The following is a 15,623-nucleotide window of genomic DNA, read 5'->3' on the forward strand; positions in this document are numbered from 1 at the left end:
GAGCGGTGCCGACCCCTCCCCCGACCAGCCGCGCGACGGTCGCGGCCGCCGCCGACGTCGCCGCGCGCTGGATGGCGTTCCGCCGCGAACGGTTGCAGGTCCCCGGAGTCCAGTTCGCCGTGCGGTTCGACGGGGACCTCGTGCACTCCAGCGCCCACGGCTGGGCCGACGTCGAGCACGGGGTGCCCCTGCGGACCGAGCACGTCTTCCGCGTCGCGTCCCACTCCAAGACGTTCACCGCCGTGGCGGTGCTGGCGCTCGCCGACGAGGAGCGCCTGCGGCTGGACGACACCCTGGCCCAGCACCTCCCGTGGGTGGCGGCAGCCGACGCCGAACTGGGCCGGGCGACGCTGCGGGAACTGCTCGGCCACGCCGCGGGCGTCACGCGCGACGGGGTGGACGGCGACTTCTGGCAGCTGGAGGGTGAGTTCCTCGACGCCGACGGGTTGCGGGGTGCGGTCGAGCGCGGCGGTTCCCTGATCCCCCGGTCCTCGCGGTTCAAGTACTCCAACATCGGGTACTCGCTGCTCGGCCTCGTCGTCGAGGCCGTCACCGGGACGTCCTACCGGGACCACCTGGCGACGCTGACGTCCCCACTCGCCCTGTCCCGCACCACGTCCGACCTGCCCGCCGCCGGTGAGCTCGCGACGGGGTACTCGGCCGCGGCGACCGGACCGCGCCGACGGTTGCGCCAGCCGTCGACCGCGGACATGGCGGCCGCGACGGGCTTCTGCTCCACCGCCGAGGACCTCACCGCCTGGTTCACCAGCCACGTCCCCGGCCGGCCCGGTCCCTTGTCGGAACACTCCCGGCGACTGGCGCTGCGCGCGGAGTGGACGGCCGACGAGGACGTGACCTACGGGCTGGGGTTCATCGGTCAGCCCTGCGGGGAGCGGCGGCTCGTCGGTCACTCCGGGGGTTTCCCGGGCCACATCACCAAGAGCGTCGTCGACCCCGCCGACGGCCTCGCCGTCACCGTCCTGACGAACTGCATCGACGGCCCGGCGACCGAGTTCGCCCTCGGGGCCGTCAAGCTCGTCGACCTGCTGCGCAAGCACTGGTCGCAGGAGGAACCGGCCGCTGACCCCGCACCGTTCTGCGGTCGGTGGGCGAACCTGTGGGGAGTCGTCGACGTCGTCCGGGCGGGGAACCGCCTGCTGGCGCTGAGCACCGACGCGACCGATCCGACGTCCTCCGCCACGGCCCTCGAAGTCGTCGACGCCGACTCCCTGCGCGTGAGCCACGACGGCGGGTTCGGCTGCTACGCCGAGACGTGGACCCGCGGGCGGCACGCGGACGGGACCCCGACGCTGCGAGGGTCCAGCGGCGTGACGATGGTGCCGCTGGACCGCTTCGCGCCGTGAGCCTCAGGAGTCCAGCGACGCCTCGAGCGTGATCTCCACCCCCGTCAGCGCCTTGGAGACGGGGCACGTCTCCTTGGCGGCCTGGGCGGTCTTGGCGAAGGTGTCGGCGTCGATCCCGCTGACCTCACCGGTCACCTTCAGGGCGATGCCCGTGAGCTTGAACCCGCCCGCGGAGTCCGGCCCGAGGGAGACGTCGGCGACGACCTCGAGGTTCTCCGGCGTCCCGCCGGCCTCGGCCAGCAGCGCCGAGAACTGCATCGCGTAGCAGGAGGAGTGCGCGGCCGCGATGAGCTCCTCGGGGCTCGTCGTGCCGCCGGCGTCGTCCGCGGCCCGCTTGGGGAACGAGACGTCGTAGGTGCCGACCTTGGAGCTGGACAGCTCGACCTGGCCCGAGCCCTGCTCCAGGGTGCCGGTCCAAGCGGTGCGTGCGGTGCGGGTGGGCATGCGTCCTCCACGGTCTGGATGGTTGTTGCGGACTCATCCTCGCCACCCCCGGCCCCCGCCGCCACCGGACGGGAACGCCGGAGGGGGCGGTGAGCCGAAGCTCACCGCCCCCTCCGGGTCAGTCGGTCAGTCGCGCGGGGCGCTCTCGCGGCGCGGGCCGCGGGAGCCCTCACCGCCGTCGCGGCGCGGGCCGCGGAAGCCCCCGTCACGACGGGGACCACCGCGGAAGCCGTCACGACGCGGGCCACCGCGACGCGGGCCACGGCCCTCGCGGTTCTCGGTCGTGCGACGCGGCTTGATCACGACGGGCTCACCGGACTCGGCGACCTCGCGGACCGTGTCGTCACCGGCCAGGACGTTCTCCACGGCGTTGGCGCTGACACCGGCGTCGCGGTGCAGCCAGCCGTAGCGGCGGACCTGGTCGGGCAGAGCGATCGCGAGGACCGTGCCCTTGGCGCCGGCGCGGGCCGTGCGGCCCGAGCGGTGCAGGTAGTCCTTGTGGTCGTTCGGCGGGTCGACGTGCACGACCAGGTCGACGTCGTCGACGTGGATGCCGCGCGCCGCGACGTCGGTGGCCACCAGGACGCGGGTCTCCCCGGCCGAGAAGGCGTCGATCGCCTTGGAACGCTGCGACTGGCGCAGGTCACCGTGGATCGCCTCGGCGGGGGCGCCCGCCTCGCGCAGCTGGTCGGCCAGGCGCTGGGCGCCGAGCTTGGTGCGCACGAAGAAGATCGAGCGCGCCGGACGCTGGCTGATCTCGGTGAGGATCGAGAGCTTGTCGTGCGGGCGCACGGCGAACACGCGGTGCTCCATGTGCCCGACGTCCTCGGGGTCGGCCGGGACGGCGTGGAAGGCCGGGTCCGTGAGGAAGTCCGTCACGAGGGCCTCGACACCGCGGTCCAGCGTGGCCGAGAAGAACATCCGCTGACCGCCCTGCTTGGTGCCCTCGATGATCGAGCGCACGTTGGGCAGGAAGCCCAGGTCGGCCATGTGGTCGGCCTCGTCGAGGACGGCCACGTCGACCTCGGCCAGCGAGACGGCGTCGCGCTCGATGAGGTCCACGAGGCGACCGGGGGTCGCGATGAGGACGTCGATCCCGCGCTGGAGCGCCGCGATCTGGCGGCCGTACGGGACACCGCCGACGACCACGGACAGCCGCAGGTCGAGGGAGTCACCGAGGGGGCGCAGCGCGTCGGCCACCTGCATGGCGAGCTCGCGGGTCGGCACGAGGACCAGACCGCGGGGGGCGCCGGTGATGCGGGCGCGCTTCTGCTGGGCCAGGCGGGCCAGCATCGGCAGGCCGAAGCCCAGCGTCTTGCCGGACCCGGTGCGGGCGCGGCCGAGGATGTCGCGGCCGGCGATGCCGTCGGGCAGCACGCGCTGCTGGATGGCGAACGGCGCGGTCATCCCGCGACGCTCGAGGGCCGCGACGAGCTCGTCGGGCAGGCCGAGCTCGGAGAAGGTCGCGTCGACGACCTCGATGCCCTCGGCCGCGGTGAGCGCCTGCTCGGTCGCGGACGGGGCGAAGGAGCGGGGGCTGCGCGGCGGGCCGTTGCGACGGGCACCACCGAAGCGGCCGCCGCCGGAACCGCCGCTGCGGCCCTGGTAGCCGCCCCCGTTGCCGCCGCTGCGGCCCTGGTAGCCACCGGAGGACCGGGGACGCTCGTCGCGGGAGTAGCCGCCACCGCCGCGGGGGCGGTCGTCACGGTCGAAGGAGCGCTCACCGCGGTCGGACCGCTCGTAGCGGTCGGTGTAGGCGCGGGAATCGCGGCGCTGGTAACCACCCTCGTCGTTGCGGGGGCGGGAGGAACGGTACGAACGGTCGTCGTACTGGGGCATGGGGTACTGAACTCCACGTGGGGCTCGTCGGCCGCACGGCGGTCCGCCCCCAGGACACGCGAAAGCGCACTGATGCTGAGGGATGAGACTCAAGCGACCTCGCGGGCGGCTCGCCCGCTGAGTGGACGGCATCGACACCGTCGCCTCAAGGGTAACAGGCCTCGGCCCCGCCTTCTTCCCGCGCGCGCTCAGCCCCGGGACGCCTGGATCGCCGTGAGGGCGATCGTGTAGACGATGTCGTCCACGAGCGCACCGCGCGACAGGTCGTTGACGGGCTTCGCGAGCCCCTGCAGCATCGGGCCCACCGAGATGACGCCTGCGTTGCGCTGCACCGCCTTGTAGGTCGTGTTGCCCGTGTTGAGGTCCGGGAAGACGAACACCGTGGCGCGGCCGGCGACGGGCGAGTCCGGCGCCTTCGACGCGGCCACCGACGCCACCGCGGCGGCGTCGTACTGCAGCGGACCGTCGATGACGAGGTCCGGGTCGCGCTCGCGGGCGATGCGGGTCGCCTCGGCCACCTTGTCCACGCTCGACCCCGACCCCGAGGACCCGGTGGAGAAGCTGATCATCGCCACCCTCGGCTCGATCCCGAACGCGCGGGCCGAGGACGCCGACTGCAGGGCGATGTCGGCGAGGTCCTCCGGACCGGGGTCGGGGTTCACGGCGCAGTCGCCGTAGATCACGACGTCGTCGGGCAGGCACATGAAGAACACGCTGGACACCAGCCGGGCACCGGGCTTGGTCCGGATCACCTGCAGCGCAGGGCGGACGGTGGCGGCGGTCGTGTGGACGGCCCCGGCGACGAGGCCGTCGACGTCCCCGGCCTGCAGCATCGTGGTGCCCAGCCAGATCGGGTCGGCGAGGGAGTCGCGGGCCACGTCCGGCTGCAGGCCCTTGTGCTTGCGGGCCTCCACGAGCACGTCGACGTACTGCTCGACGAGGTCGGCCGGGTCGAGCACCTCGACGCCGTCGGGCAGGGTCAGCCCGAGGCCCGCGGCGACGGCGGCGACCTCGTCGGGCGCGCCGAGCAGCACGGGCCGGGCGATGCCGCGCTGGGCGCAGATCGCGGCCGCCTGGACGGTGCGGGGTTCGGTGCCCTCGGGCAGGACGATGCGCTGCACCCGTTCGGCCGCCAGCGTCGTCAGACGCCGACGGAAGGCGGCGGGCGAGAGCCGCGGGCGGTGCGCCGCCGTCGGCAGCTGCGCCAGCCAGCCCGGGTCCAGGGCGTCCGCGACGGTCGCGGCGAGCGCGAGCGCCCGCTCGGCGTCGTCCGCGGGGACCTCGGGGTCGAGGCGGTTCACGGCCGTCGCGGTGGCGTACGTGCTGCGGGCCGAGCGCAGGATCGGCAGCCCGGTCGCGGCGGCCGCGGCGGTCAGCTCCCCCACCCGCGGGTCCATGCCGACCCCGGCCGTCAGCAGCAGCCCGGCGAGCCGGGTGCCGTTGAGCGCGGCCAGGCAGGTGGCCATGACGACGTCGTGCCGGTCGCCGGGGACGAGGATGAGCCGGCCCTCGCGCAGGAGCGGCAGCATCCCGGGCACGGCCTGCGCCGCGACGACGACCTCCTTGATGCGCCGGCCCTGGTCGCCGTGGGTCAGGACCTCCATGTCGAGCTCGTGGTCGAGGTCGTGGACGAGGTCGCGCACCCGCAGCCACGTGAGGTCCCCGCGGAACGGCACGACGCCGACGAGCGGGATCTCGTGGTGCCCCAGCGCGCCCCGCAGCGCCGCGACCCGCGCGACGGCGGTCTCGGGGTCCCCGGCGACGGGCCAGCGGGACACCACCCCGCCCACGACGCGCAGGGCCTCCCCGGCGCGGTAAGTCCCCGCCGTGACGGCCATGTCCTCCGCGATGCGTTCGGGCGCACCGGGTTCGGCGCCGAGCAGACCCGCGGACCCGACGAGCAGCACGTCGGCGTCCAGGGCCGTCGCGAGCGCCTGGTTGACCCGGCCGGAGAACACCTGGTCGGCCGAGGGCGCCAGCCCCTCGACGACGACGACGTCGTGCGCGGCCAGGACCGTCTCGGCGTCCGCCACGACCTCCTCCATGAGGTCGTCGACCTCACCGCGGGAGAGCCGTTCCACGACGTGGCCCGAGGCGATCGGCTCGCTCGGGTCGAGCGTCGTGGTCAACCGGACGAGGGCGACCGAGCGGTCCGGTTCCCCCGACCGCGTCGACTGCGCGAGCGGTTTGTGGAACCCGACGTCCACGCCCCGTGCGTCGAGCGCGCGCACCAGCCCGAGGCAGGTCGAGGTGAGACCGGCGCCGTGACCGGTGGGGACGACGAGCAGCACGCGGGCCATGCGCCCACCCTCCCGCACGAGGGTCCGACCGGCCCGCGGGGGTCAGTGCTGGTTCACGAGCGCGACGGTGTCCCGGGCGATGAGCAGTTCCTCGTCGGTCGGGACGACCATCGCCAGCGGACCGGACCCGGGCACGGTGATGCGCCCGACCGGCGTCGACCCGCGGCCGTGGTCGGCGTTGGCGGCGGGGTCCTCGACGAGGCCGAGGTGGGCGAGGCGGGCCAGCAGCATCGAGCGCACGTTGACCGCGTTCTCCCCGATCCCACCGGTCAGGACGAGGGCGTCGAGCCCGCCGAGCGAGACCGTCAGGGCGGCGACGTGCTTGGCCGCGCGGTGGACGAAGACGTCGAGCGCGAGCCGCGCGCCGGCGTGGCCCTCGGCGGCCTTGCCCGACAGCGTCCGGACGTCGTTCGACAGGCCCGACAGCGCGAGCAGCCCGGAGGCGGAGTTCAGCTGCCGGACGATCTCGGTGACGCTCTCCCCCGTGCGGTCGGCGACGAGCTCGACGACGGCCGGGTCGAGGTCGCCCGAGCGCGTCCCCATGACCAGGCCCTCCAGCGGCGTCAGGCCCATGGTCGTGTCGACCGACCGACCGCCCAGGACAGCCGTTGCGCTGCACCCGTTCCCGAGGTGCGCGACGACCGTCTTGAGGGTCGCCGGGTCCCGGCCGTCGGCCTCGGTGAGGATCTGGGCGGCGCGCTGGCTGACGAACCGGTGGCTCGTGCCGTGCATCCCGTAGCGGCGGACGCCGAACTCCTCGTACCAGCGCGCGGGCACCGCGTACCGGTAGTTCACCTCGGGCATCGTCTGGTGGAACGCGGTGTCGAAGACGGCCACGTGCTCGAGGTCGGGCAGGACCGCGCGCGCGGCCTCGATGCCGGAGGCGTTGGCCGGGTTGTGCAGGGGCGCCAGCGCCGACAGCTCGTGGATCTGCCCCAGGACGCGGTCGTCGATGCGGACGGAGCCGCGGAAGACCGACCCGCCCTGCACGACGCGGTGCCCGACGCCGAGCAGCGGCGGCAGGTCGAGGTCGAGCAGGCGCTGCAGGACGTGGGCCAGGGCGCCGCGGTGCGTCGTCGCGGCGGGCGTGATGGTGCGCGTCGTGGACTCCCCGCCCGACGTCGTCGTCATGTGCACGACGGCGTCGGGGCTGCCGATGCGCTCGCCCAGGCAGCTGAGGGCGCGCTCGCCCGTCTCCGGGTCCACGAGCGCGAGCTTGACCGACGAGCTCCCGCAGTTGACCACCACGACCGACCCGTTGCCCACCACGAGACCCCCTTCGAACGACCTGTCCCACCCCGCCACGGGAAGGCTCTCACGCACCCCCGACACGGCCCGGCAGCACTCCCGCCAGGGTGGTGGCGAGGTCGGGGGCGACCTCCAGCGCCCGGTCCCCCTCCGGTTGCAGGTACCCCATGACGGCCACGTGCTCGGCGGGCAGGGCGAAGGCCCCGCCCGCGTTGACGGACTGCCCCCAGCCCATGGCCCAGCGCGTGCCGTCCGGGTCCGTGCCGCACGGGCAGGACGGCCAGACGCCCAGGCCGTTGCCCAGCGGCTGCAGGTCGACGAGCTCGGCGCGGGCCTGCGGGGTCAGGACGAGGTCGGAGGAGAACAGCGCGCCCTGCCAGCGGGCCAGGTCGCCCGGGGAGGCGACGACGCCACCGGAGGAGAACCCCACCCAGCCGGGGACCTCGCGCTGCTCGACGGTCATCGTCGTGAGGCCCAGCGGTCCCGCCACGCGGTCGGCGACGAGGTCGGCGTACGGCTGTCCCGTCACCTGCTCCAGGAGCAGGCCGAGCCAGAGGAACCCGCTGTTGGAGTAGCTGACCTGCTCCCCCGGCGCGAAGAGCGGGGGTGCCTGCACGGCGAGCGCCACCAGGTCGACCGGGCTCCACACCCGGTCGGGGTCGAAGCCCGGCGTCTGCGTGTACTGCGGCAGCCCGCCGGCGTGGTGCAGCAACTGGCGGGGCGTGACCTGCACCCCGGGCGGGACGCCGTCGAGGTCGGGAACGGGCGCGTCGAGGTCGATCGTCCCGCGGGTCGCCTCCTGCAGGACGAGGGCGGCCGTCACGCCCTTGGTCAGCGACGCAGCGAGGACCGGTTCGCCGGCCGGCAGTCCCGTGCCGAGGGCGACCGAGCTCGTCCCCTCCCACACCGCGTCCCAGCGCTCCGCCCCGGAGGCGACGCCCACGCTGGCGGCGTCGATGCCGTCGGTGCGGGCCACCCAGTCGTCCAGCGCCTGTTGCAGGACGTCGGCGGGCAGCTCCGCCAGGGGTGCCTCGCGGGTGGGGAGCACGACGTCCGGGTCGGCGACGGCGTCGAAGGCGGACTGCTCCAGGGCGCTGCGGTCCGAGGGGCCGGGGATGGCCAGCAGTGACGGGCTGGGCCCGCCCGCGAAGGCGACGGACAGGGCGAGGCAGCCGGCGGTGACGGGCCCCAGCGCCGCGGGCAGCAGCAGCGCCGGCCGGGCGGGCCGGGCCCCTCGGACGGGCCACCACCGGGGCGGGCGGCCGCCGGCGACGTCCTCGACCCAGCCGACGGCGAGGACCGCGACGGCGGTCAGGACCACCGAGCCGGTCACGACCAGCGGGACCGCCGTCCACGCCCCGCCGGGCGGCCGGACCTCGTCGACGGCGGTGCGCGTCAGCACGATCGCGGCCGGGTGCCACAGGTAGATCGTCACCGCACGGGCCGTCACGCCCCGCAGGACCGCTCCCCCGCGGGCCGACCAGCGGCGCAGGGGTCCCTCGACGAGCCCGAGGGCCGCCAGCCAGCCGAGGGCGGCCAGCGCCAGCAGGAGCCACGAGGAGTTGAGCGACCCCCGGTCCAGCGGGACCACCGTCGTCAGGGCCAGCGCGCCGCCCACCCCGGTGACGGCGACGGCGGCGAGGACGGCGCGTCCCGGCAGCGCCCGGGCACCGGCCCAGGCGGCCCCGAGCACGGCGAAGAGGCCGTAGCAGAGGGCGTCCCCGACGCCGGTGCGCAGCGCCCCCACCGGCGTGGGCAGGCCCGCGCGCGGCCCGAGCTCCAGCAGGGCCAGCCCTGCGCAGGCGACGACGGACGCGAGCACGGGACGGCGGGCGCAGCGGACGACGACGGGCGCGAGGGCCACGAGCCACAGGTAGTCGCTGACGTACCAGAGGTGAGAGGTCAGCCAGCCCTGCTGCCCTTCCGCCCCGACCGGTGGCAGCAGGGGCAGCGCCCAGCGCCACGCGTCGCCGAGGGCGAGCTCCTCGCCGCTGCGTCGCGCGGTGAGGGCCGTCGTGACGAGGACGGCCGCCCCGAAGACCCAGAACGGCACGAGCAGCCGCCGCGCCCGCCGCAGGGCCGTGCGCGCCCAGCCGCCGCGGTCCAGGCTCGTCGCGAGCAGCGACCCCGCGAGGAAGAACATCACCGGCATGGCCGGGAACACCCAGGACAGCCAGGCCCACGCCAGCGCGTGCCACAGCAGCACCCGGACCAGCGCGACGGTCCGCAGACCGTCGACCAGCGGGTCGCGGGTGCGGGCGGGCGCGGGCGGCGTCAGGACCGAGCTGGGAGAGGTCATCGGTACCGAGCCTCTCATTGCACGGGGTCGGGCCAGCCCTCCCTGCGGTGGGCGCTCTCCCAGAACAGCCACTCGTAGCGCGTCGCGACGGCGAAGGCCTCGTGCATGGCCTCCTCGAGGTCGGGCCGGGCGGCGGCGTCGACCAGGTCCCGCGCCGTGGCCGTCGCGGCGTGGAAGGCGGGGTCGTCGTACGTCGCGACCCACCGGGCGAACGGGTGGCCCTCGACGAGCCCGGCACGGGCGGCCAGCCGGCGCCCGGCGTCGGCGTAGACCCAGAAGCAGGGCAGCACCGCGGCCGCGCCCACCGCGTACGGCGCGGTGGCGGCCGTGGCGACGAGGTGCGAGACGTACCCGAGCGTCGTCGGGGAGGCGACCGGCGCCGCCCCGTCCCCGGGCGGCAGCACCCCCGCCTCGAGCAGGTCGCCGTGCAGCGAGGACTCCACGACGGCCGCACCGTGCGCCGAGGACGCCCAGAACCCGGCCGCCGCGGCGTCGGGTGCGCGGGCGGCCAGCAGGGACAGCGCCCTGGCGTACCCCTGCAGGTAGAGCGCGTCTTGTTCGAGGTAGTGCCGGAACACGCCCGGGTCGAGCGTGCCATCGGCGAGCTCGGCGAGGAACGCGCACCGTTCGACGGCGGCGCGCACCGCGGCGGTCCGCTCCCACGCGGTCGCGGTGAAGCTCACGACGGCGCTCACCTGGCCTCCCGCAGCGCGAAGGCGTGGTCGAGGGGGCCGTGCGCACCCGGCTGTCCCGACCCGACGGCGAGGGCCCGTCCGGCGAGCAGGGCCGACTGCAGGTAGTCCCGCGCCGGCCCGGCCAGGGCGTCCCAGTCGGCCCCGGGGTGCAGCGCGGCCTGCGCGGCGAGGGCGGCGGACAGCGTGCAGCCCGTCCCGTGCGTCCCCGTGGTGTCCACGCGGGGGCGCCGCAGCACCGTCTCCCCCGCCGGCCCGACGAGGACGTCGACGCTCTCGGGGCCCCGGAGGTGGCCGCCCTTGAGCAGCACCGCGGTCCCCGTGCGGAAGAACAGCTCCCGCGCCTGGGCCCGGGCGCCGTCGAGGTCCGTGGCCGGGGCGGCGTCGAGCAGGACGGCCGCCTCCGGGACGTTCGGGGTGACGAGGTCGGCGACGGGCAGCAGGTCCTCGCGGACGGCGGCGACGGCGGCCGGGTCCAGCAGCCGGTCCCCGCTCGTGGCGACCATCACCGGGTCCAGCACGACGGGCCCCAGGCCCCCGCGGCGCACGGCGGCGGCGACGGCGGCCACGACCTGCGCGTCGGCCAGCATCCCGATCTTCGTCGCGTGCACGGTGATGTCCTCGAGCACGGCGTCGAGCTGGTCGGTGACGAACGCCGCGGGCACGACGTGCACCCCGCGGACCCCGCGGGTGTTCTGCGCCGTGAGCGCCGTCAGCACGCTGGTCCCGAAGACGCCGTGCGCCGCGAACGTCTTGAGGTCGGCCTGGATCCCCGCCCCGCCGCCGGAGTCGCTGCCCGCGATCGTCAGGGCCACGGGGACGGCGACCCGCGCGCTCACCGGCGCTCCCCCGCCCGGTCCCACTGCGCCCGCAGGTCCCGCGCCGCCCGTTCCGGGTCCGCCGCGCCGCAGATCTCCGAGACCACGCAGAACCCGGTGATCCCCGTGCCGCACAACCCGTCGAGGTTGTCCTGGTGGATCCCGCCGATCGCCACGCACGGCACCGGCGACGCCGCGACGACGGCCGCGACGCCGTCGGCGCCGAGTGCCGCGGCCGCGTCCGGTTTCGTCGCGGTCTCCCGCACGGGCCCGACGCCGAGGTGGTCGACGACCGCCGGGTCCACCGCCGCGGCCTGCTCCGGCGTCGAGACGGACAAGCCCAGCAGCAGGTCCGGCGCGATCCGCCGCACCTCGTGCGCCGGCAGGTCGCTCTGCCCCAGGTGCACGCCGTCGACGCCGGCGATCAGCGCGACGTCCACGGCGTCGTTCACCAGCAAGGGAACTCCCGTGCCCCGCAGCACGTCCCGGACAGCCAGGACGAGCGCGAGGCGCTCGCGGTCGGAGCCCTCCTTGGCGCGCACCTGGACGGCGTCGACGCCACCCGCGACGGCGGCGCGGACGACGGCCGGGACGCCGCGGTCACCGCACTGGGCGGTGTCGGTGACGAGGTAGAGCGTGGGCCGGAACGGCGCTCTCACGCGAGGCGTCCGGCGCCGTCGAGGACGTCCTGCGGACCGACGGCGTCGAGTTCGTCGAGCCACGCGATCGCGAAGGACCCGGGCCGGTCGGCCCGCGCCGCAGCGCGTTCCGCGGCGATGGCGACGTGCAGGTGCGCGGCGGCGGTCGCCACGAGCGGGTCGGGTTCGGCCGACGCGTAGGCGGCGACGAGCGCCCCGAGCGAGCACCCCGCCCCCGTCGTGCGGGTGAGCAGCACGTGCCCGCCGGCGACGCGGACGGTCCGGTCGCCGTGGACGAGGACGTCGACGGGACCCGACACGGCCACCACCCCGCCGGTGCGGGCGCTGAGCCCCCGCGCCGCCTCCAGGGCGTCCTCGGCCCCGTCGGTCGCGTCGACCCCACGGCCGCCGGCACCCGCCCCGGCGAGGCCGAGCACCTCGGAGGCGTTGCCGCGCACCACGGTCGGTGCGTGGTCGAGCAGCTCGCGGGCGATCCGCGTGCGGAACTCCAGCCCGCCGACGGCGACGGGGTCCAGCACCCAGGGCCGTCCGTGCTCGCGCGCCGACCCCGCGGCCAGGGACATGGCCTGCGCCTTCGTCTCGTCCAGGGTCCCGACGTTGACGAGGACGGCGGAGGCGAGCGCCGCGAACGCGGCGGCCTCGTGCACGTTGTCCACCATCGCGGGGGCCGCCCCCACGGCGAGCAGGGCGTTGGCGGTGATCGTCTGCACCACCGAGTTGGTGAGGCACTGGACCAGGGGCGCCCCCTGGGCCACGGCCTCGCGGGCGCGGGCGACGTCCTGGGCGGACACCAGCGTGGAACCGGTCGTGGAGGGTGCAGCCATGCCGCGACATCCCTTCGTCAGCATTACCTGAATCAGGTGCGACGGGTGTGATCTCAGCTGCGCGATCCGCGCGCAGCACCCCGTGTCGCGGCGAACGCTACACCGCCGTCCGCCCCCGTTTGCCGGGGGTTCGCCGGGGTAGCCCCACGGCATGAGCCTGAACCTGTCGGGATCGGACCTGTCGGTGCACCCGCGGACGACCGCCGGTCAGCACCTGTCGCTCGTCGTCGGGGGGCTGCTGGTGCTGTTCGGGATCGCCGGGTTCGTCGTCTCCGGTTTCTCCGACTGGACGGGCGGCACGCAGGAGCAGCAGGTGGTCGGGTTCTCGGTGAACCCGCTCTCCAGCGCCGTGCACCTCGTCCTGGGACTGCTGGGGCTGCTCGCCCGCACGGGGCGCCGCCGCGCCCGCTGGTACGGGGTCGTCGTGTTCCTGGCGTTCGCCGGGCTCTTCGCGTGGGGGGCGTCCAGCGACGGGTCCGGGGACACCGTGCTGAACCTGGCCTGGCCGATCACCACCGCGCACGGCGTCCTCGCCGCGGCCGGCATCGTCATCGCCCTCGTGCCGGTGACGGCCGGGCGGCGGCAGTCCACCGCCGAACTGCGCTGACCCCGACGGGGTCAGCGCAGCCCAGGGGCCCTCAGGCCTCGCCGCCCTCGCGGACGCCGGCCCACAGGTCGACGCCGGAGTCGACGGCGAACTCCTCGATCGCGCTCAGTTCGGAGTCGGTGAACTCCAGGTTCTGCACCGCGGCCACGTTGTCCTCGACCTGCTGCACCGAACTGGCGCCGATGAGAGTCGTGGTCACGCGCCGGTCGCGCAGGGTCCAGGCCAGGGCGAGCTGCGCGAGCGTCTGGCCGCGGCCCTCGGCGATCTCCTGCAGGCCGCGGATGCGGCGCAGCGTCTCGTCGTTCAAGATCGACGGGTCGAGGGACTTGCCCTGCGCCGCACGGGAGTCCTCCGGGATCCCGTTGAGGTAGCGGTTCGTCAGCAGCCCCTGCGCGAGCGCGGTGAAGGGGATGCACCCGACGCCCTCGGCCTCCAGGACGTCCAGCAGCCCGGACTCGATCCAGCGGTTGAACATCGAGTACGACGGCTGGTGGATCAGCAGCGGGGTGCCGAGGTCGCGCAGGATCCGCGAGGCCTGCAGCGTGCGTTCCGGGCCGTAGGAGGAGATCCCGACGTACAGCGCCTTGCCCGAGCGGACGATGGCGTCGAGCGCCCCCATCGTCTCCTCGAGCGGGGTGTCCGGGTCCGGACGGTGGTGGTAGAAGATGTCGACGTGGTCCAGGCCCATGCGCTGGAGCGACTGGTCCAGGGAGGCCGTCAGGTACTTGCGCGACCCGCGGTCCCCGTACGGCCCGGGCCACATGTCCCAGCCGGCCTTGGAGGAGATGACGAGTTCGTCGCGGTAGGGCTTGAAGTCCTCGCGGAACAACCGCCCGAAGTTCGTCTCGGCGGTGCCGTAGGGCGGGCCGTAGTTGTTCGCGAGGTCGAAGTGGGTGATGCCCAGGTCGAACGCGCGGCGGGTGATGTCGCGCTGGGTCTGGAACGGCTTGTCGTCGCCGAAGTTGTGCCAGAACCCGAGCGAGAGCGCCGGGAGTTCCAGGCCGCTGCGTCCGCAGCGGCGGTAGGGCATGGACTCGTACCGTCCAGCGTCTGCGGTGTACGTGGTGGGGCTCACGTCGGCGATCCTGCCACGCGCAGCGCCGCGGCGGCACGGGCCAGTTCCTCGACGCGGGCGAAGTCCCCCGCGGCGAGGGCGTCCGCCGGGGTGAGCCAACTGCCGCCCACGCACCCCACGTTCGAGAGGGCGAGGTACTCCGCCGCGTTCGCCGGGGAGATCCCCCCGGTCGGGCAGAACCGCACCTGCGGCAGGACCGTGCGCAGCGCTGCGAGGAACGGGGCACCGCCGGACTGCTGGGCGGGGAAGAACTTCAGCTCGTGGACCCCGAGTTCCAGCGCCACCAGGGCTTCGGAGACCGTCGCGACCCCCGGCAGCAGCGGGACGCCGCGGTCGCGGGCGGCCCCGACGATCGAGGGTGTCGTGCCCGGGCTGACGAGGAACTGCGCGCCCGCGTCGACGGCGCGGGCGACGTCGTCGGCCGACGTGCAGGTGCCGACGCCGAGCAGGATGTCGGGGACCTCCGCGGCGACGGCCCGCACGGCGTCGAGCGCGACGGGCGTCCGCAGGGTCAGCTCGACCACCCCGACGCCGCCCGCGAGCAGCGCGCGGGCCAGCGGGACGGCCGTGGCGACGTCCTCGACGACGACGACGGGCACGACCGGGGAGACGTCGAGAACACTGGCTGGCGACACGGGGGGCTCCTCCTCGAGGTCCGGGTGGGCCCCACTGTCCCAGCCTCAGCCGACGCGGACCGCGCTGGGGGTGACCGTCCCGGTGACGACGAGACCGTCGTCGGCGACCTGCAGGCCCTCCAGCCGCACCTGCGGCGGGACCCCCTCGAGGGGGAAGGTGAAGCCGCCGAACCCCGCGGCCTCGAGCAGCTGCTCGGCGCGGCCGAGCGGCACCGAGGCCCCCGCCAGCTGAGCGCTCACCGGTTCCAGCCGGACGTCCGAGCCCTCCAGGACGGGCTTGCCCGTGACGGCGAGGTCGACGCCGAGCCCGAAGACGCGGACGGTCGCCCCCGCGCGGACGGCGTCCCCGTCGCGGGTGAGCGTCACGTCGAGGGCGCCGACGGAGGCCTTCTGCGCGAGGTCGGCGTAGGCCACCTCCGCCCGGACGGTGCCACCGGCGACGTCGACCGTCCCGGCACCACCGGTGAGCACGCTCGAGGGGACGTCCACCTCGGGCAGCCGCACGCGCACGTCCCGGACGACGAGGTCGTCCTCGGTCGTCATGCGGGGCACCGTCACGGTCACGTCCTCGAAGCGTCCCCGCACGGCCTGCCAGAGGAACGAGCCGCCCGCGAGGGTGACCTCGGGGTCCTGCGGGAGCCGGTACTCGCTGCGCAGCTGGGAGGCGACGCGGTCGGTCGCGTAGGTGCGGGCGGCCAGGTCGGCCGCCACGGCGATGACCGCGAGCGCCACGAGCGTGACGAGCACGCGGACGAGGGGACGGCCGGAGCGGCGGGCGGACGACACCCCACCACTGTCCCAGGACGGGTCCGCCGGGGA

The 15,623-nt window shown here is 75.2% G+C and carries 14 protein-coding genes and 1 riboswitch; of the genes, 2 read left to right on the forward strand and 12 right to left on the reverse strand.

The window, feature by feature from the left end:
* Window positions 1-5 precede the first annotated feature (5 nt).
* A complete protein-coding gene (locus AB1207_RS19720) occupies window positions 6-1,364 on the forward strand; it encodes a serine hydrolase domain-containing protein (protein WP_367640156.1) in 1,359 nt (452 codons plus the stop codon).
* 3 nt (window positions 1,365-1,367) lie between these two features.
* Here AB1207_RS19720 and AB1207_RS19725 read toward each other — a convergent pair whose 3' ends face one another.
* From AB1207_RS19725 to thiM, 9 genes are all read right to left on the reverse strand, one after another.
* Window positions 1,368-1,808 carry an OsmC family peroxiredoxin gene (locus tag AB1207_RS19725; RefSeq protein WP_367640158.1) on the reverse strand — a complete coding sequence of 147 codons (441 nt, stop codon included), beginning with the start codon at window positions 1,806-1,808 and terminating at the stop codon, window positions 1,368-1,370.
* 126 nt (window positions 1,809-1,934) lie between these two features.
* Window positions 1,935-3,647: a DEAD/DEAH box helicase gene (locus AB1207_RS19730; protein ID WP_367640160.1), complete on the reverse strand. Its 1,713-nt coding sequence runs from the start codon at window positions 3,645-3,647 to the stop codon at window positions 1,935-1,937.
* A gap of 188 nt (window positions 3,648-3,835) precedes the next feature.
* Window positions 3,836-5,947: a phosphate acetyltransferase gene (pta, locus tag AB1207_RS19735; protein WP_437178994.1), complete on the reverse strand. Its 2,112-nt coding sequence runs from the start codon at window positions 5,945-5,947 to the stop codon at window positions 3,836-3,838.
* 42 nt (window positions 5,948-5,989) lie between these two features.
* Entirely contained in the window at window positions 5,990-7,213 is a 1,224-nt protein-coding gene (locus AB1207_RS19740; protein WP_367640352.1) for an acetate/propionate family kinase, read from the reverse strand.
* Between the two features lie 49 nt (window positions 7,214-7,262).
* Window positions 7,263-9,494 (reverse strand): serine hydrolase, encoded by a 2,232-nt coding sequence (locus AB1207_RS19745; RefSeq protein WP_367640162.1) that lies wholly within the window; start codon window positions 9,492-9,494, stop codon window positions 7,263-7,265.
* A gap of 14 nt (window positions 9,495-9,508) precedes the next feature.
* Window positions 9,509-10,189 carry a TenA family protein gene (locus tag AB1207_RS19750; protein WP_367640164.1) on the reverse strand — a complete coding sequence of 227 codons (681 nt, stop codon included), beginning with the start codon at window positions 10,187-10,189 and terminating at the stop codon, window positions 9,509-9,511.
* Window positions 10,186-11,025 carry a bifunctional hydroxymethylpyrimidine kinase/phosphomethylpyrimidine kinase gene (gene thiD / locus AB1207_RS19755; RefSeq protein ID WP_367640166.1) on the reverse strand — a complete coding sequence of 280 codons (840 nt, stop codon included), beginning with the start codon at window positions 11,023-11,025 and terminating at the stop codon, window positions 10,186-10,188. The genes AB1207_RS19750 and thiD overlap by 4 nt, the downstream gene beginning before the upstream one ends.
* The gene (thiE, locus tag AB1207_RS19760; protein WP_367640167.1) at window positions 11,022-11,663 is read right to left on the reverse strand and encodes a thiamine phosphate synthase; all 642 of its coding nucleotides are present in this window, start codon (window positions 11,661-11,663) and stop codon (window positions 11,022-11,024) included. The genes thiD and thiE overlap by 4 nt, the downstream gene beginning before the upstream one ends.
* Complete coding sequence (thiM, locus tag AB1207_RS19765) at window positions 11,660-12,487, reverse strand: hydroxyethylthiazole kinase (RefSeq protein WP_367640168.1); 828 nt, start codon at window positions 12,485-12,487, stop codon at window positions 11,660-11,662. The genes thiE and thiM overlap by 4 nt, the downstream gene beginning before the upstream one ends.
* Window positions 12,480-12,580: riboswitch (TPP riboswitch) on the reverse strand. Its footprint overlaps the gene before it by 8 nt.
* Before the next feature lie 58 nt (window positions 12,581-12,638).
* On the opposite strand from thiM, the gene AB1207_RS19770 reads away from it, so the two are divergent.
* Window positions 12,639-13,094 (forward strand): DUF4383 domain-containing protein, encoded by a 456-nt coding sequence (locus AB1207_RS19770; RefSeq protein ID WP_367640169.1) that lies wholly within the window; start codon window positions 12,639-12,641, stop codon window positions 13,092-13,094.
* Between the two features lie 31 nt (window positions 13,095-13,125).
* Here AB1207_RS19770 and mgrA read toward each other — a convergent pair whose 3' ends face one another.
* From mgrA to AB1207_RS19785, 3 genes are read right to left on the reverse strand one after another with little or no spacing between them, the layout of a single operon-like run.
* Complete coding sequence (gene mgrA, locus AB1207_RS19775) at window positions 13,126-14,169, reverse strand: L-glyceraldehyde 3-phosphate reductase (RefSeq protein WP_367640170.1); 1,044 nt, start codon at window positions 14,167-14,169, stop codon at window positions 13,126-13,128.
* Window positions 14,166-14,804, reverse strand: a complete 639-nt coding sequence (gene eda, locus AB1207_RS19780) for a bifunctional 4-hydroxy-2-oxoglutarate aldolase/2-dehydro-3-deoxy-phosphogluconate aldolase (RefSeq protein ID WP_367640171.1) — start codon at window positions 14,802-14,804, stop codon at window positions 14,166-14,168. The genes mgrA and eda overlap by 4 nt, the downstream gene beginning before the upstream one ends.
* A gap of 45 nt (window positions 14,805-14,849) precedes the next feature.
* Window positions 14,850-15,590: an LmeA family phospholipid-binding protein gene (locus AB1207_RS19785; protein WP_367640172.1), complete on the reverse strand. Its 741-nt coding sequence runs from the start codon at window positions 15,588-15,590 to the stop codon at window positions 14,850-14,852.
* Window positions 15,591-15,623 lie beyond the last annotated feature (33 nt).

The organism is Kineococcus endophyticus, assembly GCF_040796495.1.
GTDB classification, from domain to species: domain Bacteria; phylum Actinomycetota; class Actinomycetes; order Actinomycetales; family Kineococcaceae; genus Kineococcus; species Kineococcus endophyticus.

Bases quoted from the DNA above. Each gene is read 5' to 3' on its own strand.
- AB1207_RS19725 (WP_367640158.1), bottom strand. From the start codon at position 1,808: ATGCCCACCCGCACCGCACGCACCGCTTGGACCGGCACCCTGGAGCAG.
- AB1207_RS19730 (WP_367640160.1), bottom strand. From the start codon at position 3,647: ATGCCCCAGTACGACGACCGTTCGTACCGTTCCTCCCGCCCCCGCAAC.
- pta (WP_437178994.1), bottom strand. From the start codon at position 5,947: ATGGCCCGCGTGCTGCTCGTCGTCCCCACCGGTCACGGCGCCGGTCTC.
- AB1207_RS19745 (WP_367640162.1), bottom strand. From the start codon at position 9,494: ATGACCTCTCCCAGCTCGGTCCTGACGCCGCCCGCGCCCGCCCGCACC.
- thiM (WP_367640168.1), bottom strand. From the start codon at position 12,487: ATGGCTGCACCCTCCACGACCGGTTCCACGCTGGTGTCCGCCCAGGAC.
- AB1207_RS19770 (WP_367640169.1), top strand. From the start codon at position 12,639: ATGAGCCTGAACCTGTCGGGATCGGACCTGTCGGTGCACCCGCGGACG.